The following is a 21,327-nucleotide window of genomic DNA, read 5'->3' on the forward strand; positions in this document are numbered from 1 at the left end:
CTGTAAACCACCCAGCTCACTACCCCCCGTGGGTATGTGCCCCACGGTTCAGGCTATGGGCAAAATGAGCTGGCAGGCTATCAAAATGTGGGGCTACTCGAGGGCAGCCGGTACAAAGCGAACCGTCTGCCCAGGGCGAAGCTGGGCCAGCCAGGGCAGGTCGGCGGGATGTACCAGCGCCGGCTTGGCATAGCCGCCGATGCGGCCCCGGTCGTTGAGCAGCACAATGGGCTGGCCCTCGGTGGTAATCTGCACCGCCCCCAGCGGGGTGGCCTCGCTGATCAGCTCGCCCCCTGGCACCTCCGGCCCCACAAGCCGGAGCCCCATCCGATCCCCCGAGGCCAGCTCGTAGGTTCCAGCGCACAAAGCCCGCATCGCTTCCAGGCTGTACTGCGGCCCCGGCAGCAGGCGCACCCGCTGCACTCCCAGAGGGGGTAGGGCAAAGCCGAAGCCCGCTCGAGCCCCCCGCACCTCCGCCACCCCCAGCACATCACCGGCCTGCAAGGGCCGCCCGATCAGCCCCCTGAAGTCGGTGCTGGCGCTCCCATAGAAGCGATCGCTCTCAATACCCCCCGCCAGGGCCAGGTAGCCCCGCACGCCGTCGGGGGCCGAGGCAAAGTGCAGCTTATCGCCGGTGCGCAAAGCAAAGGTCTGGGCCACAGGCATGGGCACGCTGTTGACCAGGGGCACCATCCCGTAGCCCACAAAGACGGCCACCAGCGGCCGCAACGCACTCAGCACAGGGCCCTTGAGGGTCAGTTCCAGGAGCGGTGCATCCGGGGGGTTGCCCACCAGCCGGTTGGCCAGGCCCGCCAGCCGCCCATCCAGCGCCCCCGAGGCCGCCAGCCCCAGGCGCCCGGCCATGCGTCGCCCGCTGTCCATCACCAGATCCAGCAGGCCCGGCTCCTCCACCCGCAGCGCCGGATACCGCGGGGCCGCTGGCAGCAAGGGCTTGAGGGCGGGCACCGCCGGGGTGGGGCCTTCAGACGGCACAAACCGCACCCGATCGCCGGCTTCCAGCAAAAACACCGGCGCGCGGTGGGGGTTGTAGACCTGGGTGAGCGCAGTGCCAATCAGGTGCCACCCGCCGGGCGAGGGCAGTGGGTAAATACCGCTCTGGTTGCCGGCAATCGCCACCGCGTGGGCCGGCACCAGGGCTCTGGGCGTCCCCCTTCGGGGCAGCCGCAGGCGCTCGGGCAGGGGCCCCAGAAAGGGAAAGCCCGGTGTGAAACCGGTGGCGAACACCCGGTAAGGGGCCTGGCTGTGCAGCCGTACCACTTCCTCGACCGAAAGGCCGGTTTGTTCGGCCACCCAGGCCAGGTCGGGCCCGTCGTAGCGGATGGGGATCTCGGCCTCTTTGCCTGCTAGCGCATCGGACAGCGCCTCCAGATGCCGGCGCACCCAGCGCAGAACCCGCGCCCGCGCGACCCGCTCGGCGTCGTACTCGAGGTAGAGCTTCACATAGCCAGGCACCACGTCGGTCACACCCGGCAGCAGGTGGGCCAGCAGGGCCCGCGTCAGGGCCAGCATTTTAGCGCTGGCCTCGAGGTCGAGTTGTTCGGAGAAAGGCAGGTAGAAGCCGGTCAGGGTCATGCAAGGCCAGGATACCGCTCCTGAACAGGCAGCAGGCCGTTACTCAGTAAGTCTCAATGGTCACCCCTTCGGCCTGCAGCGCCTCCCGCACGGCCCGGGCAATCTCGACCGCGTTGGGGTTATCGCCGTGGATGCACAGGGTCTGGGCCCGCACCTCCACCCAGCCCCCATCCACCGCTGCCACCCGGCCCTCCACCACCATCTGCACCGCCCGACGGGCCGCCTCGGCGGGGTCGTGAATCCAGGCCCCAGGGGTTCCCCGTGGGGCCAGCCGACCGTCGCGGCTGTAACCCCGTTCGGGGAAAGCCTCGGCGACGGTGCGGAGCCCCAGGCGCTTGGCCTCCTGCTCCAGTGGGGTGTTGGGCAGCACCACCAGCGGCACCTGGGGGTCGAAGTCCAGGGCCGCCTGGGCGATGGCGCGGGCGGTCGGGGGGTCTTTGGTGGCCCGGTTGTACAGGGCCCCGTGGGCCTTGATGTGGTGCAGGGGCAGGCCCCGCACCTTCAGAAAAGCGCTCAGGGCCCCCACCTGGTAGAGCACGTCGGCGTAGATCTCCTCGGGCGTGGCCGCCATCTCCCGCCGCCCAAAACCCACCCGGTCGGGGAAGCCGGGGTGGGCCCCCACCGCCAGGCCGGTCTTTTGGGCGAGCTCGAGGGTGCGCCCCATGGTGAGCGGGTCGCCAGCGTGAAACCCGCAGGCCACGTTCACCGAACTCAGCAGGGGGAACAGCTCCTCGTCCCGCCCCAGCTTCCAGTTGCCAAAGGATTCGCCTGCATCGGCATTCAGGTCAATCTGCATTAATTCACACAATAATCAGCTACGCCGGGTTGTCAACAATCCAACCTTCTTCCAAAAGTGCACGCTGCCTCGGGTTCGGTAAGGTGAAAACCCAACTCCAGGCGGGTTTGTGCCTACCAGCCCAGCACCAAGGCAAACATCAGCGGGGCCACAATCGAGGCGTCCGACTCGACGATGAACTTGGGCGTGTCCACGGCCAGCTTGCCCCAGGTAATTTTCTCGTTGGGCACGGCCCCCGAGTAGGAGCCATAGCTGGTGGTGGAGTCGGAGATCTGGCAAAAGTAGCCCCAGACCGGAATATCGGGGCGCTGCATATCCTGGTGCAACATGGGCACCACGCAGATGGGGAAGTCGCCCGCGATGCCCCCGCCAATCTGGAAGAAGCCGATGGAGTGCTGTTTGGAGGTCTCTACGTACCACTCGGCCAGCATCATCATGTACTCGATGCCGGTACGCACGGTGTGGACGTTTTTAATGTGCCCATTGAGGCAGTGGCCGGCGTACATATTGCCGGTGGTGGAGTCCTCCCAGCCCGGTACCACGATGGGCAGGTTTTTCTCGGCCGCCGCTACCATCCAGCTATCCTTGGGGTCAATCTGGTAGTAGGGCTCGAGCTTCCCCGAGCGGATAATGCGGTACAAAAACTCGTGCGGGAAGTAGCGCTCCCCGGCCCTATCGGCGGCCTCCCACTCGTCTAGCAGGGCCTGCTCGAGCCGCCGCATGGCCTCCATCTCGGGAATGCAGGTATCGGTCACCCGGTTGAGGTGGCGCTCCAGGAGCTTCTGCTCATCCAAGGCGGTCAGTTCGCGCCAGTTGGGAATGCGTTCGTAGTGATGGTGGGCTACCAGGTTAAAGAGGTCTTCCTCCAGGTTGGCCCCGGTGCAGCTAATGGCGTGCACTTTGTCCTGCCGGATCATCTCGGCCAGCGAGAGACCCAGCTCGGCAGTGCTCATGGCCCCGGCCAGGGTGACCATCATCACCCCCCCTTGCTCGAGGTGGGCGCGGTAGGCTTCGGCGGCCTCCACCAGGGTGGCGGCGTTGAAGTGACGAAAATGGTGCTTCAGAAACTTTGAAATTTCTCCACCTGGCATACAAGCTCCATTCTCGCGGGGTGGGCGATGGTGGCTCCCCCCTTTGGTCTTCAGACCAAGCGCCACGGTGCTCCAGGGACAAAGGCGTCCCGCCGAGCTCCAACTGAAAAGTGTACCTGGGGTTGTGTGGGCAGTCAAAAATAGGGGCTTTGCTCACTACCCACAGGTGCCTGCCCGGCGTATGGTGGGGCCTGTGAAAGACCTCGAGTCCCGAGCCGACATCGCTGTTGTGGTAGACAGGTTTTATGCCAGAGCCATCCAGGACGAGCAGATCGGTTACCTATTCGAAGGCCTCGACCTGATGAACCACCTGCCGGTCATCTACGACTTCTGGGAGAACATCCTGTGGCGCACCGGGGCTTACAAGGGCGGCATGATGTACAAGCACCTGCTGCTCAACGCCCGCAAGCCCCTCCGGCTCGAGCACTTTCAACGCTGGCTCGAGCTCTTTACGCAAACCATCGACGAGCACTTTGCCGGGGAGAACGCCCGCACCATGAAGCAGTTCGCTCACTCGGTGGCCCGCACCATCTACGCTCGAGTCTCCCAGCAAAATAGCCTCCCGCTCGGGGTTCGGGATGCCCCTAGCGAAACCAGCGCCAAAGCAGATTGAATAGCAGGCTCAGCACCAGACTCACCAGCAGCATGGAGGTGAGGGGAAAGTAAAAGCGAAAACCCTCGCGCTCGAGGCGAATATCGCCGGGCAGGCGGCCAAACCAGGCCAGCAGCCCCGGGGCATACAGCCACACCAGACCCAACAGCACCAGCATCAGGCCCAGGGCCACCAACGCGCGCCCGATCTCCATGCTTCAATGGTAGCCCAGTTCGCGTAGAGCTTCAGGGTCTTTGCGCCAGTTAGGGTAGACCTTGACCTGCAAGTCCAGGTAAACCTTGCGGGCCAGAAAGACCTCGAGCTGCTTGCGGGCGGCTGCCCCAATTTCCTTGAGCTTGCGCCCCCCCGCCCCAATCAGGATGGGCTTGTGGTTCTCGCGCTCGACGTAGATGTTCACCTGAATGTAGAAGGTTCCTCCGCCCCCGCCGGCGGGGGCAGGGCGCAGCTCAAACGCTTCGGTTTTGGTGGCAATCGAGTAGGGAATCTCTTCCTTGAGGCGCTTCATGGCCTCCTCGCGCACGATCTCGGCCGCCCATTCCTCGGGGGTCTGGTCGCCTTTGGCGTAGTCTTCAGGGAAAAAGAAGGGGCCTTCGGGCAACAGGGAAAGGATCTCGTCCCGCAGGGCTTTGGCATCGCGCTCATTCTGCGCCGAGATCATACGGGTTTCCAGGCCCGGCAAAAGCTCGGCGTAGGCCTGCAGCGCAGCCTCGGGATACTTGGCGGCATCGGCCTTGTTCCCGACCAAAATAATGGGCACCTGATCTTTCAGGGGCCGCAAAGCCCGCGCCACCAGCTCATCCTCGTGGGTAGGGGGGTGGCGCAAATCCACCAGCCAGAGCACCAGGTTGACCTCGGCCAGGGCCTCAGTAATCTGCCGGATCATGTACTCGCTCAGGGCATCGGAGGCTTCGTGCCAGCCCGGCGTGTCCACAAATACAATCTGGCGGTTGCCCTCGGTGTGAATACCGCGCACCCGCTTGCGGGTGGTCTGCGGCTTAGGGCTGATGGGGGCGATTTTCACGCCCAGCATGGTGTTGACCAGGGTAGACTTGCCCACGTTGGGCTTGCCCACCACAGCTACAAATCCGGAATAGGTCGTGCCTTCAGTCACGCCTCCTAGTATAGAGGCCTTCCCCACATCCGTTATCCTGTAGCGAGTTATGCCCGACCCCCTGGCCCTTGCGCTCACTCCCCAGATTGGCCCCCAACGCCTGCAGCAAGCCCTCTCAACCGACCTGAGCGTGGAGGCTGTGGCCGAGGTGCTGGGCCCGGAAATTGCAGCAGGCTATGCCAGAACCCTTCAGAGCGGCCTGGCCGAACAGGAGCGCGCACAGGCAGCCCGGCTGGGGGTACGGCTGATCGGGCTCTGGGAGGAGGATTACCCAGAGGTGCTCCGGCACCTGGAGAGTCCGCCCATGGTGCTGTACCTGAAAGGGGAACTACCTCCTTCCGAGCGCAACATCGGAATTGTGGGCACCCGCAAAGCCAGCCCCTGGGCTACCGCCTGGACGCACAAAGTAACCCGCGAGCTGGCCGAGGCTGGCATCGGGATCATCTCGGGGCTGGCTCTGGGCATAGATGCCGCCGCACACAAAGGGGCCCTGGACGGGGGCGGCTATACCCTGGGGGTGCTGGGCAGCGCCATAGACCACTTCTATCCGGCCCAGAACCGCGCCCTGGCCGAGAGGATGAGCGTACTCTCGGAGTTCCCACTGGGCACCCCCCCACAGGCCGGGTTGTTTCCCCGGCGCAACCGGATCGTGGCGGCCTTCGTCAGGGCGGTGCTGGTGGTGGAGGCCGGGGAAAAAAGCGGCAGTCTGATTACCGCCAGGTTTGCAGCAGAGCTGGGCCGCGATGTGCTGGCCGTACCGGGTCGGCCCGGCGATACTTTTTCGCTGGGCTGCAACCGGCTGATTCAGGACGGAGCCGGGCTGGTGCTGAACACCGAGGACGTGCTGAACGCCCTGGGGGTGCTGGCCCCCAAAAAGCAGGCCGTGCAGTTGGAGGGAAGCGAAGCTAAAGTCTACCGGGCCTTGCTCGAGTTCCCCGAGGCCCTGCCCGACGACCTCGCACAGTCCACCGGCCTTTCCACTGGCGAGGTTCTCTCGGTGCTGATGATGCTCGAGCTTAAGGGACTGGTGCAGAGCAGCGCAGGGCGCTACAGCCCAGCGTAATGGGCTAGCTCAGGAGCAACCTCTCCAGAGGCCGCCACCTGCTCGAGGGCCTCCTGTAACACCTCCACCCCTGCTCCCCGCCGGCAGGCCCGCTCGGAGAGTATTCTTCGCCACAGGCGGCCACGGGGCTGCCCCTTGAACAGGTTGAGCATGTGCCGGGCAATGGCCCATAGCGGGGTGCCCTGCTCGAGCTGGGCCTCGGTGTAGTGCAGCATGGCCTGGGCCACCTCGAGGCGGGTGGTGGCGCGGGCCTCGCCAAACAGCATCCGATCCGCTGCCTCGAGCACAAAAGGATCCTCGTAGACCGCCCGCCCCAGCATCACCCCGTCCACCTTAGCCAGATGGGCCTGAACTTCTTCCAGCGTGCGCACCCCCCCATTCAGCACGATGGTCAGGTGGGGGAAGTCCTGCTTGAGCTGGTAGACCCAGTCGTAGCGCAGCGGGGGGATGGTGCGGTTTTCGGCGGGCGAGAGCCCCTTGAGGTAGGCCTTGCGGGCGTGGATGATAAATACCTCTATGCCCACCCCGGCCAGTTTTTCGACGAAGCGGGCCAGATAACGGTAGTCCTCCACCTCGTCCACCCCCAGCCGGTGCTTGGTCGTGACCGGAATTTTCACGGCCTGTCGCATGGCCGCCATGCTTTCTGCCACGAGATCGGGCTCGAGCATCAGGCAGGCCCCAAACCCACCCCCCTGCACGCGCTCCGAAGGGCAGCCCAGGTTCAGGTTGATCTCGTCGTAGCCCCAGGCTTCGCCAATCCGGGCCGCCTCGGCCAGCTTTTCCGGCACCGAGCCCCCTAGCTGCAGGGCCACCGGGTGCTCTTCGGGGCTAAAATCCAGCAGTTTGGGCCGGTTGCCCAGCAAGATGGACTGATCCACCACCATCTCGGTATACAGGCGCACCCGCCTGGAGATGAGCCGCACCAGATAGCGAAAATGCCGGTCGGTCCAGTCCAGCATCGGCGCGACGGACAGCCGGTGGGGATTCGTAGCGTGGACAATCGGGGTGGTGGTCATTTGAAGCCTATGAGCATTCAGGCGCCTGCCAGAACTTCCTGGGGCGATAAGCGTTTGGGCTCGCGGAACTCGATATCCTCCCACTCGCCTTCCTCGATGACCTCGAGGTTGGGGTTGAGGCCACGGAAATAGGCCACCACCTCCTGCACCAGGTCGTCCGGGGTCGAGGCCGCCGAGGTAATGCCCACCGTGCGCACCCCCTGGAGCCACTCCGGCTGGATGTCGTGCACGGTATTGATGCGCTCAGCCCGGCCCACCAGGCTCTGGGCCAGCTCCAGCAGCCGCATCCCGTTGGAAGAGGCCAGGCTGGTGAGTACCAGAAACAAGTCCACGTTGGGCGCGATCCGCTTAACGGCATCCTGGCGGTTTTTGGTGGCGTAGCACAGGTCGTGGCGGCTGGGCACCACCAGCTTGGGGAAGCGCTGCTTGAGAATCTCGATGGTGGCGAGGGTGTCGTCCACCGAGAGGGTGGTCTGGGTCAGCACCACCACCTTTTCGGGGTCGGGCACCTCGACCGTGCGGGGGTCGGCCAGGCGGGGGTCGCGCCCCACGTGGGTGTGCACCGCCACCAGGATGGTGTTTTCCGGCGCCTCGCCGCGTGTTCCCTTAATCTCTTGGTGGTCGGCGGAGTCGCCAATCAGCAAAATCCAGTAGCCTTCCTTTGCATAGCGCTTGGCCTCACTGTGGACTTTGGTCACCAGGGGGCAGGTCGCATCAATCTGGTGCAGGTTGCGCTGGGCGGCCTCGGTACGCAGCCAGGGAGGAATCCCGTGGGCCGAGAAAACCACGGTTTCGTTCAGCTTTTTGCCGGCTTTTGCCAGCTCGTCGCGTAGTTGCTCTACCTCGGCCAGGTCTTCGACAAAGTGCACCCCGTGCTGTTCTTCCAGCCGTTTGACCACCACATCGTTGTGGACGATGGCATGGTACACCACCAGTTCGCCCTCATCGCGCAGCGCTCGAGCCGCCTTTTCCACTGCCTCAATGGCCATGACCACCCCGGCGCAAAAGCCCCGGGGTTTGGCCAGATAGATCCGCTCAACCATACCAAGAGCCTACCTTAGCACAGGCGCTTTCCCTGCTCTGTAAGCCAGGGCTGCACCCTGCTCTAGACCCCATAAAGCGCGGTGTATTTGCGGGTTAGATACTCTACCAGGTACTGCGGGTTAAGGTCTTCGCCGGTTACATGCCGGAGCAGGTCACGGGGCCAGTAGCGGCTGCCCTGATGGTGGATTTTCTCGCGTGTCCAGTTAAGCAGCGGTGCGAACTCACCGCGCTCGAACCTAGCCTCGAGGCCGCCCAGCTCCTGCTCGGCCTTGGCGAAAAACTGCGCCGCGTAGAGGTTACCCAGGGTGTAGGTGGGGAAGTAGCCAATGAGCCCCGCCGACCAGTGCACATCCTGCATCAGACCGTCTTTTATTTCCGGGGCCTTTATTCCCAGATAGGCCTGGTATTTGGCATCCCAGGCCTCGGGGGCCTCCTCCAGGCTCAGATCTCCCCGCAACAACGCCAGCTCGATCTCGAAGCGGATCAGGATGTGCAGGTTATAGGTCACCTCGTCGGCCTCCACCCGGATCAGGCTCGGCTCCACCGCGTTGACGGCGAAGTGGAAGTCTTCTAAGCGCACATCCCGCAGCGACTCGAAATACTGCTGGGCTCTGGGCCAGAAAAAGCGCCAGAATCCCAGGCTACGCCCCACCAGGTTCTCCCAGGTGCGGCTCTGGGACTCGTGCACCCCCAGCGAGATCTCGGTGCCCATGGGGGTGCCGAAGTGCTCCGGCAAAAGCCCCTGCCCATACAGGCCGTGCCCCATCTCGTGTACGATGCTAAAAAAGCCGGTGTTGAAGTAGTTCTCGTCGTAGCGGGTGGTCAGGCGCACATCGCCGGGGCCGATGCCCTGCATGAAGGGGTGGGCCACCACATCGAGCCGGCCCGCCTCGAGGTCGAAGCCCAGGGTCGCCAAAACCTCGAGCCCAAAGGCCTCTTGCGCGGCCAGGGGAAAAGATCGGTGCAGAATTGCGGTGTTAGGTTTGCGCGCACTACCCTCGAGCCGCTCCAGGAGCCTCACGGTAGCCTGGCGTAGCTGGGCGAAGACCGGCTCGAGCTGCCTGGCGGTAGCCCCCGGCTCGTACTGATCCAGCAAGGCGTCGTAAGGCTCCTCCCGATAGCCCAGCGCCTCAGCCAGCTCGCGGGTGAGGCCGAAGATTTTTTTAAGCGCCGGCTTGAAACCGGCCCAGTCGTTCCTGGGCCGGGCCTCCTGCCAGATGGTCTCTCCTTCGCTGGTAGCCTGGGCCAGCTCCACCGCCAGGCGCTCGGGTACCTTGGTCTGCAGGTCGTAGGCCCGGCGCCACTCCCGCACATTCACCGCTTCCACCGATTCGGGCTCCCCCAGCCAGTCCGAACCCTCCACCACCGCCAGCATCTCGCCGATGCGGGGGTCGGTGGCCCGCTGGTGCAGCACCTTGGCCAGCGCAGCCTGCATCTGGGCCCGGTGGGCATGTCCCTTTTTAGGGGTGTAGGTAGCCTGATCCCATCCGGCCAGCTTGCCAAAAGAGGCCAGGCAGGCGGTTTCGCGGCTGTGTTCCAAAAGCCAACGGTATGCTTCTTGCGGCGTCATACCCGCCCATCATAGCGGTTCAGTCCCAGGCCACCCAGGCCCCACCTGTCCGTAAATCAAGCTGCAGGAGGCCGTTCTGGTACGCATATCCCTGACCGCGTGTGGGGGGCGCTATTCCCCAGACCTCGGCCACCACCCCCTCCCGGCTGTGGCCGGAGCGGTCGGTAAAGTGAAGCTCGAGCCGCCCTCCATCAAAAACGCCCTCGAGCTCGCTCCAGGCCCCTTCATCCCCACCCTCGCCCGCATCCTCGAAGACCCGGCCCCGCACTTCCGGCCCCAGTGCCACCCGGAAACAGAGGAAGGGCCAGCGGGCAGAGCGGGTCGGGTAGCGGGCCTCGGTTAGGGGAATAGCCGTGCCGGCCCGCTGAAAAAGCGGCAGGTGCTCCAGCGGGGCGGCGACTCGGTGAAAACTAGAGCCCTCCAGCCGCTCGCCGCTCCAGAAGTCCTGCCAGCCCCCAGGCGGTAGGTAAACCTCGCGGGCCCGCTCCCCCCGGCGGAGCACCGGGGCCGCCAGCAGAGCTTCGCCCAGCAAAAACTGGTCGTCGCGCCAGGCCGCTGCCTCCTTGGGCCAGTGCAGCCCAAGCGGGCGCAAGAGCGGCAGCCCCTCCTCGTGGGCGGTGCGGGCCAGACTGTAGAGGTAGGGCAGCAATCGGTAGCGGAAACGCAGGGCCTCGCGCATCTGGCTCGTCCAGGGCTCACCAAAAGCGTAGGGCTCCTGGCGGCGGGTGCCCAGGGCGCTGTGGTTGCGGAAGAAGGGGTACAGGGCGCCCAACCACGTCCAGCGCAGCAGCAGTTCGGGCTCGGCGTCCAGGCCAAACCCACCCACATCGCCGCCGGCCAGGGGTATTCCCGAAAGCCCCAGGGAAAGCAGCATCGGCACCGAGAGGGCCAGATCCTCGTAGCGGCTTTCGTTGTCGCCCGTCCACACGAAAGCGTAGCGCTGGATGCCGGGGAAACCGCTGCGGGTCAGGATGAAGGGCCGCCGCCCCAGGGCTTGCAGGCCCCGGTAGGTGGCCTCGGCCATGCCCAGGGCGTACAGGTTGCGGGCCTCGAGGTGGCTCAGAACCCCCTGCCGGGCCGCGAGGGGCAGGGCCTTGTCGGGGGGTTCAGCACCCCCCAGCTCCAGCACCGCGGGCTCGTTCATGTCGTTCCAGATGCCCGCGAACCCGTATGTTTGTGCAAACTTCTGCACCTCTTCGGCCCAGAAGGCGCGAGCCTCCTCGCGGCTAAAGTCGGGCCAGACCGCCCGCCGGGGCCAGACCCCCCCCACCAGCAGCTCGTCCCGGTCGTCCTGAATGAACACCCCACGGCGCCTGCCTTCCTCAAATACCGCGTACCCCTCCTCGGCCTTCACCCCCGGATCCACGATGGGCACCAGCCGCACCCCCTGATCCGACAACTCCTGGGCCAGGGCGGCCAGCCGGGGGAAACGCTGGGGGCTGGCGGTAAAGACCTTGTACCCGTCCATATAGTGGATGTCGAGCCAGACTGCCTCCAGGGGCAGCCCGTGGGCAGCAAACTGCTCCACCACCTCCCGCACCGAGGCTTCGTCGGCGTAGCTGTAGCGGCACTGGTGGTAGCCCAGGGCCCACAGGGGGGGCATGGGCGGCCTCCCGGTCAGACGGGTCAGGCCGGCCACCACCTCCAGCAGGCTGCCTTCCAGCAAGTACAGGTCGAGGGTAGGGCCGGCCACCGCCAGGCGGGCCTCGGCGGGATGGGAAAAGCCCAGGTCGAACAGGCTGGGATGGCTCTCGTCCAGTAGCAGCCCCCAGGCCCGGTCGCCCTCAACCCGCAGCAGAAGGGGGCTGGCCTGGTAGAGGGGGTCGCGGCCTGGCCGGGGGGGCTGGTCGGCGGTAAAGTTCCAGTAACGCCTCCCCCGGCGCTCGAGCCCCCCCACCCGCTCCCCCAGCCCCAGGTAGCGGGCTGCTCCCAGCGGAAAGCTAAGGGCCAGCAAGGGGTAGGGTACGCCGTCGGTGAGTAGCCGCAGCAGCGGTGGAGCCTCGCGGTGCGGGCAGCCCCAGAAGGCCAGCTCGAGGCCCCCCCACCCAAGCCCCTGCTCCCCCGGCACCAGCGGCGAAAGCCCTTCAGCGAGGTAGCTTTCCGCCACCTTCTGGGGTTGCCTACGCACCACCCCCTGCACTGCCGGGCCTTCCTTGGTAGCGTCGCGGGGCCGCTGGGTCAGCAGAAACCGCCAGGCCCGCACCCCCTCGTGTTCGACCTGTTCCACCCTAGCCTGCACCAGCCCCCCCTCGAGGGCCAGCCGATCCATCCGATCAAAGGGAATCTCCCAGTTCAGCAGTTCGTTCAAAAAGCCTCCCTAGCCTAGCTTGCTCAAGAATCCCGGACACCCCCAACCGGGCCGCGGATTTCTAGAACCTCGAGGCTTCCGGTGTATGCCTGTGCAAAACGATGGTTCAGCCTTTCACCGCACCTGCGGTCAGCCCGGCCACGATGCGCTGCTGGAAGATCAGCACCAGGATCACCAGCGGCACCGTCACCACCACCGAGGCCGCCATAATCGAACCCCAGGGAATCTCGAAGGGGGTGGCCCCGCCAAACGAAGCGATGGCCACCGGCACGGTGCGCACGTTGTTGCCAATGGTAAAGGTCAGGGCGAAGAGGTACTCGTTCCAGGCGGCAATAAAGGCCAGCAGGCCGGTGGTCACCAGACCGGGGCCGGTGAGGGGCAGCATGACCTTGATCAGGGTTTGCATGGGCGTGGCCCCGTCCACGTAAGCGGCCTCCTCGAGCTCCCGCGGCAAACCCCGGAAGTAGCCGGTCAGCACCCACACGGTAAAGGGCAGGGTGAACAGCAGATACGAAAGAATCAGACCTGCATGGGTATTAAACAAACCCGTCTCCCGCAGCAGCACAAACATACCCGAGAGCACCGATACCTGGGGGAACATGGTCATGGCCAGCACCAGGTAAAGTACGGCGTTTTTAGGGGGAAAGCGCAGCCGGCCCAGGGCATAAGCGGCCATCACCCCCAGCACTAGGCAGATCAGGGTGGCCCCCCCTGCCACAATCAGCGAGTTGAGCAGGTTGCGGCCAAACTCCGCTCCGCTAAAGACATTCTGGTAATGCGTAAGGGTGAAGGGCACCGGCAAAAAACTGGGGTTCGAACTAAACAGCGCGTCGCTGGTCTTGAAGCTGCTAATCACCGCCCAGTAAAAAGGAAACACGCTGTAGACCACGATAAAGACCACCAGCGCATAAAACAGCAGCCGCCCCAGGTAGTAACTCCAACCTCTAGTCCTCACCGCGCACCCCCTTTCCGGCTACGCGCATGTAGAGCACCACAAAGATAAAGATGATCACCAAAATCGCCACCGATACCGCAGAACCGTAACCCAGATCCTGAAAGTCAATCAGGGTCTGGCGGTTGTAAATGGCCAGGCTTCGGGTAGCGGTATTGACCCCCACCATCACGAAAATTACGTCGAAAACCCGCAGCGCATCCAGGGTGCGGAAAATAAGGGCCACCACCAGGGCCGGGGTGAGCAGCGGGAGCGTGAGCGTCCAGAACTGCTGCCACTTGCTGGCCCCGTCAATGTCGGCGGCCTCGTAGATGTCGGACGGAATCAGTTGCAACCCGGCCAAAAGCAGCAAGGCCATAAAGGGTGTGGTCTTCCACACATCCACCGCCACCATGGCCCACAGCACGGTATTGGGGTTGGCCAGGAAGGCGATTTTGTTGGCCACCAAACCGGTATTTACCAGGATGACGTTGATCACCCCGTAGATGTCGTTGAGCATCCACTGCCACATCTTGGCCGAGACCACCGTGGGGATGGCCCAGGGAATCAGGATGGCCGCCCGTACGATACCCCGGCCCCTGAAGTTGGAGTGAATCACCAGGGCAATGGCCAGTCCCAAAACGGTCTCGAGGAAAACCGAGACCACCGTAAAACGCAAGGTGTTCCAAAGTGCGCCTCTAAAGTCGGGATCCTGCAGCAAAAAAATGTAATTTTTGAAACCCACAAATTCGGTCGGCTCCACGAACGAAATATCGGCCCGGTGAAACGAGTAGTAAAAGACCTGAGCCAGTGGGTAGCCAGCCACGAACGCCACCACCAGGAGCGTAGGCAGTACCAGCAGCCAGGCTAAGCGGGTTTGTCGAATTGTGAGCATCTACATACACCTCCACCCAAAGTCGAACCTCGACAGCCAGCGGTATTGTTCCAAGACACCGCTACTATATTGCTTTGTGCAGGCATATTCAAAGCGTGGTTCTCAGCCCTACCTGGCCGCATCATATGTCATGCAACGCGACCGTGAGAGAGCCTCCCTAAAAGTTAGTGTGGGTAACTCTATAAAGGATTGGGGCCGGATATCCGACCCCAATCTCGCACCACTATGGCAGTCTAGCGCAGAATGCGCCGGAAGGCAGCTTCCATGTCCCTCACGGCCTGGGCCGCGGGCTTACGTCCAGTGATAGCTTCGTGTACACCCGTCCAGAAGGCCTCGGAGACCTGGTTGTAGCGGGCACCCGCTACGCCCGAAGGACGGCCCACGGCGTTTTGGAACACCGGCAGCAGATCCTTGAAGAAGGCGTTCTTGGCCAGCACCTGAGGGTCGTTGTACAGGGCGGGCCGGGTGGGGAGACGCGAAAGGCTGATGGCGTTGTCTTTCTGGACTTCCACGCTGGTCAGGTACTTGACCAGATCAGCAGCAACCCGCTGGTTGCGGGAGTAGGTCGAGACCATCAACTGCCAGCCGCCCAGGGTTGCGGCGTTCCGGCCGCCTTGGCCTGCTCCACGGGGCAATACGGTCACGCCAATCTTGCCGCGCACAGCGCTACCTTCGCTCTGGCCCAGGCTGTAAGCATAGGGCCAGTTGCGCATAAAGGCAGCATTGCCCGACTGGAAGGCGTTACGGGCTTCCTCTTCAGCGTAGCTGGTCACACCGGGAGGCGAGATGCGGCCCACCCAGCTCCGTGCCATGTTGAGGGCGGCGATGGCCTGGGCGTTGTTGATGCTGATGCGGCCATCGGGCTCGATGATGCGTCCGCCGCCCATGGAGAAGATCCACTCCAGCGCGTCGCAGGTCAGACCTTCGTAGGCCTTGCCCTGCCAGACAAAACCCCAGAAGTCGCGGTTACCGGCCTGGCGCTCGCCGGCTTGAATCTTGGTAGCCATCTGGTCGAGCTCGGTCCAGGTCTGGGGCGGGCGCTGATACCCGTACTTCTGCAGCAGATCGGTGCGGTAATAGAGCAGACCCGCATCGGTGAAGAAAGGAATCGAGGTTAGCTTGCCTCGGATGGTGTTGTTTTCCACAATACGGGGGAAGAACTGGCTCAGCTCGGCTTCGGTAAAGAACTGCTTGAGATCGGCCGCATGGGGCGCCACAATGCCAGGCCAGATCACGTCGATCATGTACACGTCAACGTCGGCGCTGCGGGCTGCCCAGTACTGCTGGTACAGGGCCAAACGGTCGTTGGTATCGGCAGGGGAGTCAATGTACTCGATCTTGTTGCCGGTTTTTTGGGCCCACTCCTCTGCCTTAGCCTTCATCCAGCGGCCACCTTCACCCACCGCGGTCGAGTCGCCCGCCACGCGGATGGTTACCCCCTGGGCGAGGGCCAGCCCGCCCACAGTAAGGGTCAGGGCCAATGCACCTATCAGCCATTTCTTCATATTTCCTCCTATTTATTTGGAAGTGCTTCCACGGCAAGTCAACCATCAACACAGCTGGCTCAACATCTTTTGGAAGAACTTCCTGCGCGAAGTCTATACCAGCCATCTTACGCTGTCAACCCAATGCTCATTGCCGAAAAGCAGCACGGAGACGGCAAAATTGAAGCCCGGTAAGGCCAAGCTGCCATACCGGGTTTATTGCAAGGCGCAGGACGCTTTTGAGGCGTAGCAGCCTGCCGACTCATCTAGTCTGCGCAGTACGCCACACTACCCACATTTACTGTACCCACAGCTATAGCACTTGGTGCAACCTTCCTCGCGCACCAGGTTTTCATCGCCGCACTCGGGGCACTTCCCTAACCCTAAGCCTGGCTTGATATTCTGGATGGGCGCGGTCATGGCCCGCTGCATGGCCTGGGGCACCATGTGGTCGTCGGGGGGTATCTGGGTGGCTTTACGATCGGCCTCGGCAATCTGGATTTTACTGGTGGTCTCGAGGGCCACCGCAATCAGGTCAGCTTTGCTGGTCACGAAGCGGCCCTGGTAGCTGCCGTACAGGCCGCCATTAATGCCGCGCAGGGTTTTGACCAGTTCGGCTACCGGCACACCGTATTGCAGGGCCTTGGAGATGATGCGGCCCAGCGCCTCGCTATCGGCGTTGGCCTCGTCGCCGGCCTTGCCCGAGGTCAGAATTACCTCCACCGGGTGCTCACCCTGCATATTCACCGTAACCAGGAAGCCCCGGCGGGTGCCGTCGGCAGCGGTCAGCTTGACCATATCGGTGTAGCCCACCAGCCGGCCCGTGCGCTCGAAGATGGGGCGGGCGGTACGTTCTGGGCTGGGCGGAACCTCCAGAAGGGCGGGCTGTACGGCCACCGTCTCCTGGCTCTTGGCCTCGGTCTTCTCCTCTTTCTTTTCTTCCTTGCTTACCGAGAGCACCTGGTACTCGCGGCTGCCGTCACGGTAGACCGTAATGCCTTTGCAGCCAGTCATGTAGGCCTCGGTATAGGCCGCCTCTACGTCTTCTACGGTGGCCTGGTTGGGCAGGTTGATGGTCTTGGAGAGCGAGTTGGCCGCATAGCCCTCGGCGTCGAAGGCGGTCTGCACCACCCCCTGCATTCGCACGTGGTCCAGCGGGGGCACGTCGTGGGCCCCTTCAAACACCGCGGCGATGGCGGCGGGGATGCCCTCGAGTCCCTTCACGCTACCGTGGTTGGCCTGGATGGCCTCGATAATGGCGTCCCAGTTCCAGGCCCCGTCTTTCTCGAACGGCCCGGTGGCCGGGAACTGCTCCATCATCTCTACAAACAAGGGGTGCAGCAGGGCTTTGTACTGCCCGCCGATGCGCCGCCACATGAAGGGCGAGAACATCGGCTCGATGCCGCTCGAGACCCCCATCAGCATGCTGGTGGTTCCGGTGGGGGCCACCGTCAGCACCGCCACGTTGCGCCGCGGGCGGATGCCCAGCGCCTCGAAAGCAGCCCGGTGCTGTTCATAAAGCGGGAACACCCCGCGCTCCTGGCCCAGCCGCTCCGACTCGGCGATGGCCTCTTCGCGCATGGCGTTCATCACCTGGGCCACCACCCGGCGGCCCGCCTCCGAGGAGTAGGGCAGCCCCATCTTGATGAGCATGTCGGCCAGGCCCATCACCCCCAGGCCCAGGCGGCGCAGGATCTGGCTGGCGACACGGTTGTCCTCGAGGGCAAACACGTTCACGTCCAGCACGTTGTCCAGGAAGCGTACCGCGGTGCGCACATCCTTGCGGAACTCGGCAAAGTTGAACACGCCGTTTTCCACGTAGGCGGCCAGGTTGATGGCCCCCAGGTCGCAAGGTTCGCCCACCGTAAGAGGGATTTCCCCGCACGGATTGGTCGAGCGAATCTGATAGCGCGGCCCCAGGTTCTTGAGCGCCGAAAGCTCGTTAATGCGATCCACAAAGATCAAGCCGGGCTCACCGGTGGCCCAGGCGTGCCAGGCAATCTCGTGCCAGAGCCACTTAGCCGGCACTTTGCCGTCGTAGACCGGGATGGGCCGGGCGCCATCCTGGGCACGCTCGGGCAGGTCGGGCAGCGCCCCTGTGTAGGGCCCCTGCACCGGGTAGGGGTAGTATTTGCCTGGCACCTCCGAAGGTTCCACTGCCCATAGCCCATCAGCCTGAAGGGTTTGCCAGAAGGCTTCGGTGACCAGAATCGAGATGTTGAAGGTAGAGATATCGCCCTCGCTGGCCTCGCGGTCGAGATCCTTAGCGGTCAGGAAGTCCAGCAGGTCGGGGTGGTCAATGGCGATGGTCGCCATCCCGGCGCCACGCCGGGTTCCGCCCTGTCGCACCACCCGCAGCACCGGGGCGTACACATAGCGCAGGGTGGCGACGGGGCCGGCTTTTTCGGCTCCAAGGTTGGCCCACTCCAAAAAGTTATCGAAAATCTCCACCAAAAAGCTCACCGGGCCGCTGCTGGTGCCACCACTGCCTCGGATGGGCGCCCCCTCAGGCCGCAGACTGCTAAAGTCCACATGGGGTTCCTGGCCCTTTACAGCCAAACCCAGAGCCGATTTGGCAGCCTCGATAATGCCGCGCATATCATCGGGCACGATCAGCGTATCGCCGGGCTTTTCCCGCACCGTCATCACCCCGTTGCGCCGGGCCAGCGCCGCGAGCTCGGGCTTTAGAAGGCCGTAGACCACCCGCGTCCAGTTGCGTACGGTGATCTGTTCCTTATCACCATCGGGGTTGATGGGGGGGCGCATCATGCCCTTGATGAAGTCTTCGACGTCGGCATGGTCGGCAGCAAGGTACGCGAAACCGCGCACCGTGCCGCGGGGGCCTGCGCTTTTGCGGGAAGTGTAGGGATCGAGGTTGACCCCGTTACCCCCGCCCACCTTGGTCACCAGGGCCAGCTTGGTCGCCACTTCCAGCACCCCATCGAAGCTGCTGGGGTCGTGTTCGGTCGCGCCCTGTACAAAGCAGTTTAGAACGTTGCCGTGCTGGGTTCCCGCGCCTGCCAGCACCCGCCCGCCAGGGCAAAAGCGCTTCGAGGCCATCAAGCGATAAAACTGCTCACCCCAGTAGGCTTTGTCCTGCTCGGATTTTTCCGGTGAAGCCACCCAGGTAGCCACCCGACGAAACATACCAAATACATCCCCATCTCCCGGCTGCATGTACTGGCGCTTGGCAATGGCTTGGGCGTGATCATCGAAAAGTGCGGGCTCAAAGCTATTCATGGGTTCCTCCAATTTCGAGTAAAAACTCCCCAGCCACTTTGGTGGCACTATATATGGGGGTTTCCGCGCTAAATGCTACTACTGGTTGTGTATTTCTGGCAAGTAGCCAGGAAAACGATTAAGAACGAGGATGATTCGATAAGTACATAATACATCTGGGCTTATTGAAAAGCAAAGATTGCATATTGTGGATTTGAAGTAAAATAGCTACTAAAAGTAGTGGCTCAACAGTTGTTAAATCTGTTGCAAACAGAAATACCCAGATCATCCCAGCGGTTTATTCCAGGGTCTGCCATACTGCCAGGGTAAAGGGTTCTAGAATACCGCCCTCGAGGCAACCCCCCACACAACGGCCCGTTTTACCCGACAGCAAGTCTACTACCTGTTCGCCGCGCGGCCACAGCCCATGTAGGGGTATGTGGACGCGCCAGGGTTCAGGGGATGCGTTAACAGTCACCACCACGCTTGTAGGCTCGAGGGTACGGGCAAAGGCCAGGCGTCCATCCTGGGCATACAGGTATTGGTAACGCCCCCGGCGCAGCACCGGCAACGACCGGCGCAGGGCCGACATCTGCTGGATGGTGCGCTGAATGGGCTTATGCCAGCGAGACTCATCCCAGATCATGCCCCGACGGTTGTCGGGGTCGTGGCCTCCGGCCATGCCAATTTCGTCGCCGTAGTAGACCGTGGGTGCTCCCGGCAGGGTAAAGAGCATGGCAAAGGCCAACTGTACCCGCTCGAGCTGGCCCCGCAAAAGGCTAAAGATGCGGGGGGTGTCGTGCGAGGTCATGATGTTCATCTGCGCGGTCACGATATCCCAGCCATAGCGACTGAAGAGATCCTCGAGGCGATGGTGGCAGGCCATGGCCCCCAGACTCTCCAGCCGCCCCAGGCCGCTCTTGGCAGCCAGGTCTTTGTCAAGTAAATCGGCTCCTACAAAGCCCAGAATGGCCCGCCCTAGGGGGTAGTTCATCACCGCATCGAACTGATCGCCCCTCAGCCAGCGGCTGGCATCGTCCCAGATCTCACCCACGATATAGGCTTCGGGGTTGCGGGCCTTCACCCGCTGGCGAAACTCACGCCAAAAATCATCGTCATCGATCTCGTTAGGCACATCCAGACGCCAGCCATCGATGCCGTACTGAAGCCAGTACTCCGCCACCGACAGCAGATACTCCCGGCACTCGGGGTTGGCGGTGTTGAACTTGGGCAGCTCGGGGTTATTCCACCAGGCCGCGTAGTTAGCATGCTTGGCATAGGCATTTAGGGGGAACTTGTAAACATGAAACCACTCCAGGTAGGGTGAGGCGGCCTCGTTTTCGATGATGTGCTGGAAGGCGAAATGCGCCCGTCCGCAGTGGTTGAATACCCCGTCCAGAACCACCCGAATATCGCGCCGGTGGGCTTCCTCCACCAATCGCTGCAAAGCCACATTGCCTCCCAGGATGGGGTCTACCTGAAAGTAGTCGCTGGTGTGGTAACGGTGGTTGGCGGTTGAAGCAAAGACTGGGCAGAAGTACAGGGCATTGAAGCCCTGCTCTTTGATGTAATCCAGCTTCTCGATAACTCCCCAGAGGTTGCCCCCCTTGAAGCCGCGCAGGGTAGGGGGTGCGTCCCAGGCCTCAAAAGCACTTTGTACCGGCGCGGGATGGCCCGCTGGTCCCTGCCCTATACGAAAGCGATCCGGAAATATCTGATAGAAAACCGCGTCTTTGACCCACTCTGGTGTCATTCAAACTCCTGCACGTTGCCAGGGTTAGTCTAAACCCTATGGGCCAAATCTCAAGTGCAGCCGCACAAATATCTGGCGCTAAAGACCCGGCTCTGATAGGATGCCAAAGTTATGCCGCGTGGGAATCTCTTTGTCATGACCGGGGCCTCAGGAGTGGGCAAGGGTACCATTCGAGGGCGGCTCTTGGAGTATCACCGCATGTACTACTCCATCTCCATGACCACCCGCCCGCCCAGGCCAGGCGAGCGGCACGGGGTGGATTACTACTTTGTCAGCAAGGCCGAGTTTGAAAGCAGGATCGCACAAAACGGTTTTCTCGAGTGGGCCCAGTATGTGGATGACTACTACGGCACCCCTAAAGAGCCGGTCGAGGAAGCGTTGAGCAAGGGACAAGACGTGCTCCTGGAAATCGAGGTTCAGGGTGCTTTGCAGGTAAAGAAAACCATGCCGGAGGCTATTCTGGTCTTCATTATCCCACCCTCTCTTTCAGAGTTACGGCGCCGGCTGCTGGTGCGCGGAACCGACAGCCTAGCCAAAATTCGCAAACGACTGGAGCGAGCAGTAGAAGAGATTCGCATGGCCGACCGCTTCAAGTATGTACTGGTCAACGACCAGCTTGACAAGGCGGTCTCTGATTTCGCGGCTATTATACAAGCCGAGCGGCTGTTGCAGCCCCGTATGACCGAGGCCATCGAGCGGGCCCTCTCAAAAGACCCTGCCCTAGAAAGTGAACTCGATGAGATCGAGCGCAAGCGGCTCGAGGCCGGCGAAGCCAGTAAATAGCGGGAGCTGCGATAAGGGGACTCCTCATACAGCCCCGTTCTTATCCTTTAGCATGCT

Annotated in this window: 17 protein-coding genes; 3 read left to right on the forward strand and 14 right to left on the reverse strand. The window is 62.9% G+C overall.

Translation table 11 applies throughout. The features are described from left to right. Positions 1 to 93 precede the first annotated feature (93 nt). The 3 genes from pxpB to Q0X18_RS08595 form a co-directional block, all read right to left on the reverse strand. Positions 94 to 1,593: a 5-oxoprolinase subunit PxpB gene (gene pxpB / locus Q0X18_RS08585; RefSeq protein WP_297561041.1), complete on the reverse strand. Its 1,500-nt coding sequence runs from the start codon at positions 1,591 to 1,593 to the stop codon at positions 94 to 96. 43 nt (positions 1,594 to 1,636) lie between these two features. Then, positions 1,637 to 2,389: a LamB/YcsF family protein gene (locus Q0X18_RS08590; RefSeq protein ID WP_297561043.1), complete on the reverse strand. Its 753-nt coding sequence runs from the start codon at positions 2,387 to 2,389 to the stop codon at positions 1,637 to 1,639. A gap of 113 nt (positions 2,390 to 2,502) precedes the next feature. After that, positions 2,503 to 3,480, reverse strand: a complete 978-nt coding sequence (locus tag Q0X18_RS08595; RefSeq protein WP_297561045.1) for a deoxyhypusine synthase family protein — start codon at positions 3,478 to 3,480, stop codon at positions 2,503 to 2,505. 193 nt (positions 3,481 to 3,673) lie between these two features. Here Q0X18_RS08595 and Q0X18_RS08600 point away from each other — a divergent pair, with 193 nt between their 5' ends. Beyond that, the gene (locus Q0X18_RS08600) at positions 3,674 to 4,093 is read left to right on the forward strand and encodes a group III truncated hemoglobin (RefSeq protein ID WP_297561048.1); all 420 of its coding nucleotides are present in this window, start codon (positions 3,674 to 3,676) and stop codon (positions 4,091 to 4,093) included. On the opposite strand, the gene Q0X18_RS08605 is transcribed toward Q0X18_RS08600, so the two are convergent. Further along, positions 4,065 to 4,286, reverse strand: coding sequence for a DUF2905 domain-containing protein (locus Q0X18_RS08605; RefSeq protein ID WP_297561050.1), 222 nt, complete (start codon positions 4,284 to 4,286; stop codon positions 4,065 to 4,067). The two genes, Q0X18_RS08600 and Q0X18_RS08605, sit on opposite strands and share 29 nt — an antisense overlap. Positions 4,287 to 4,289: 3 nt before the next feature. Continuing rightward, positions 4,290 to 5,204, reverse strand: a complete 915-nt coding sequence (gene era / locus Q0X18_RS08610) for a GTPase Era (RefSeq protein ID WP_297561052.1) — start codon at positions 5,202 to 5,204, stop codon at positions 4,290 to 4,292. Between the two features lie 49 nt (positions 5,205 to 5,253). Between era and dprA the strand changes: the two genes are divergently transcribed. Then, complete coding sequence (gene dprA / locus Q0X18_RS08615; protein ID WP_297561054.1) at positions 5,254 to 6,267, forward strand: DNA-processing protein DprA; 1,014 nt, start codon at positions 5,254 to 5,256, stop codon at positions 6,265 to 6,267. Here dprA and dusA read toward each other — a convergent pair. The 9 genes from dusA to Q0X18_RS08660 form a co-directional block, all read right to left on the reverse strand. Then, on the reverse strand, positions 6,252 to 7,283 hold the full coding sequence (gene dusA / locus Q0X18_RS08620) for a tRNA dihydrouridine(20/20a) synthase DusA (protein ID WP_297561056.1): 1,032 nt from the start codon (positions 7,281 to 7,283) through the stop codon (positions 6,252 to 6,254). The two genes, dprA and dusA, sit on opposite strands and share 16 nt — an antisense overlap. A gap of 17 nt (positions 7,284 to 7,300) precedes the next feature. Next, entirely contained in the window at positions 7,301 to 8,326 is a 1,026-nt protein-coding gene (ispH, locus tag Q0X18_RS08625) for a 4-hydroxy-3-methylbut-2-enyl diphosphate reductase (protein WP_297561059.1), read from the reverse strand. A gap of 62 nt (positions 8,327 to 8,388) precedes the next feature. Beyond that, entirely contained in the window at positions 8,389 to 9,897 is a 1,509-nt protein-coding gene (locus Q0X18_RS08630) for a carboxypeptidase M32 (protein ID WP_297561062.1), read from the reverse strand. 19 nt (positions 9,898 to 9,916) lie between these two features. Further along, positions 9,917 to 12,205 carry a glycoside hydrolase family 31 protein gene (locus tag Q0X18_RS08635; RefSeq protein ID WP_297561064.1) on the reverse strand — a complete coding sequence of 763 codons (2,289 nt, stop codon included), beginning with the start codon at positions 12,203 to 12,205 and terminating at the stop codon, positions 9,917 to 9,919. Positions 12,206 to 12,311: 106 nt separating this feature from the next. Further along, positions 12,312 to 13,160: a carbohydrate ABC transporter permease gene (locus tag Q0X18_RS08640; protein ID WP_297561066.1), complete on the reverse strand. Its 849-nt coding sequence runs from the start codon at positions 13,158 to 13,160 to the stop codon at positions 12,312 to 12,314. Continuing rightward, positions 13,150 to 14,031 carry a carbohydrate ABC transporter permease gene (locus tag Q0X18_RS08645; protein ID WP_013014341.1) on the reverse strand — a complete coding sequence of 294 codons (882 nt, stop codon included), beginning with the start codon at positions 14,029 to 14,031 and terminating at the stop codon, positions 13,150 to 13,152. Before Q0X18_RS08645 ends, Q0X18_RS08640 begins: the two co-directional genes overlap by 11 nt. 233 nt (positions 14,032 to 14,264) lie before the next feature. Beyond that, positions 14,265 to 15,536 (reverse strand): ABC transporter substrate-binding protein, encoded by a 1,272-nt coding sequence (locus tag Q0X18_RS08650; protein ID WP_297561071.1) that lies wholly within the window; start codon positions 15,534 to 15,536, stop codon positions 14,265 to 14,267. 267 nt (positions 15,537 to 15,803) lie between these two features. After that, positions 15,804 to 18,755 carry an adenosylcobalamin-dependent ribonucleoside-diphosphate reductase gene (locus Q0X18_RS08655; RefSeq protein WP_297561072.1) on the reverse strand — a complete coding sequence of 984 codons (2,952 nt, stop codon included), beginning with the start codon at positions 18,753 to 18,755 and terminating at the stop codon, positions 15,804 to 15,806. A 277-nt stretch (positions 18,756 to 19,032) separates the two neighbouring features. After that, entirely contained in the window at positions 19,033 to 20,487 is a 1,455-nt protein-coding gene (locus Q0X18_RS08660; protein ID WP_297561074.1) for a glycoside hydrolase family 13 protein, read from the reverse strand. A 111-nt stretch (positions 20,488 to 20,598) separates the two neighbouring features. On the opposite strand from Q0X18_RS08660, the gene gmk reads away from it, so the two are divergent. After that, on the forward strand, positions 20,599 to 21,270 hold the full coding sequence (gmk, locus tag Q0X18_RS08665) for a guanylate kinase (protein ID WP_297561076.1): 672 nt from the start codon (positions 20,599 to 20,601) through the stop codon (positions 21,268 to 21,270). The last annotated feature ends 57 nt before the right edge of the window (positions 21,271 to 21,327 follow it).

The sequence above is a fragment of the Meiothermus sp. genome (assembly GCF_026004075.1).
Lineage (GTDB): Bacteria > Deinococcota > Deinococci > Deinococcales > Thermaceae > Meiothermus.

What these genes read in the sequence shown, in the direction of transcription:
- pxpB (WP_297561041.1), bottom strand. Translation starts at nt 1,593, where the DNA reads ATGACCCTGACCGGCTTCTACCTGCCTTTCTCCGAACAACTCGACCTC.
- Q0X18_RS08590 (WP_297561043.1), bottom strand. Translation starts at nt 2,389, where the DNA reads ATGCAGATTGACCTGAATGCCGATGCAGGCGAATCCTTTGGCAACTGG.
- Q0X18_RS08595 (WP_297561045.1), bottom strand. Translation starts at nt 3,480, where the DNA reads ATGCCAGGTGGAGAAATTTCAAAGTTTCTGAAGCACCATTTTCGTCAC.
- Q0X18_RS08605 (WP_297561050.1), bottom strand. Translation starts at nt 4,286, where the DNA reads ATGGAGATCGGGCGCGCGTTGGTGGCCCTGGGCCTGATGCTGGTGCTG.
- dprA (WP_297561054.1), top strand. Translation starts at nt 5,254, where the DNA reads ATGCCCGACCCCCTGGCCCTTGCGCTCACTCCCCAGATTGGCCCCCAA.
- dusA (WP_297561056.1), bottom strand. Translation starts at nt 7,283, where the DNA reads ATGACCACCACCCCGATTGTCCACGCTACGAATCCCCACCGGCTGTCC.
- ispH (WP_297561059.1), bottom strand. Translation starts at nt 8,326, where the DNA reads ATGGTTGAGCGGATCTATCTGGCCAAACCCCGGGGCTTTTGCGCCGGG.
- Q0X18_RS08630 (WP_297561062.1), bottom strand. Translation starts at nt 9,897, where the DNA reads ATGACGCCGCAAGAAGCATACCGTTGGCTTTTGGAACACAGCCGCGAA.
- Q0X18_RS08645 (WP_013014341.1), bottom strand. Translation starts at nt 14,031, where the DNA reads ATGCTCACAATTCGACAAACCCGCTTAGCCTGGCTGCTGGTACTGCCT.
- Q0X18_RS08650 (WP_297561071.1), bottom strand. Translation starts at nt 15,536, where the DNA reads ATGAAGAAATGGCTGATAGGTGCATTGGCCCTGACCCTTACTGTGGGC.
- Q0X18_RS08655 (WP_297561072.1), bottom strand. Translation starts at nt 18,755, where the DNA reads ATGAATAGCTTTGAGCCCGCACTTTTCGATGATCACGCCCAAGCCATT.
- Q0X18_RS08660 (WP_297561074.1), bottom strand. Translation starts at nt 20,487, where the DNA reads ATGACACCAGAGTGGGTCAAAGACGCGGTTTTCTATCAGATATTTCCG.
- gmk (WP_297561076.1), top strand. Translation starts at nt 20,599, where the DNA reads ATGCCGCGTGGGAATCTCTTTGTCATGACCGGGGCCTCAGGAGTGGGC.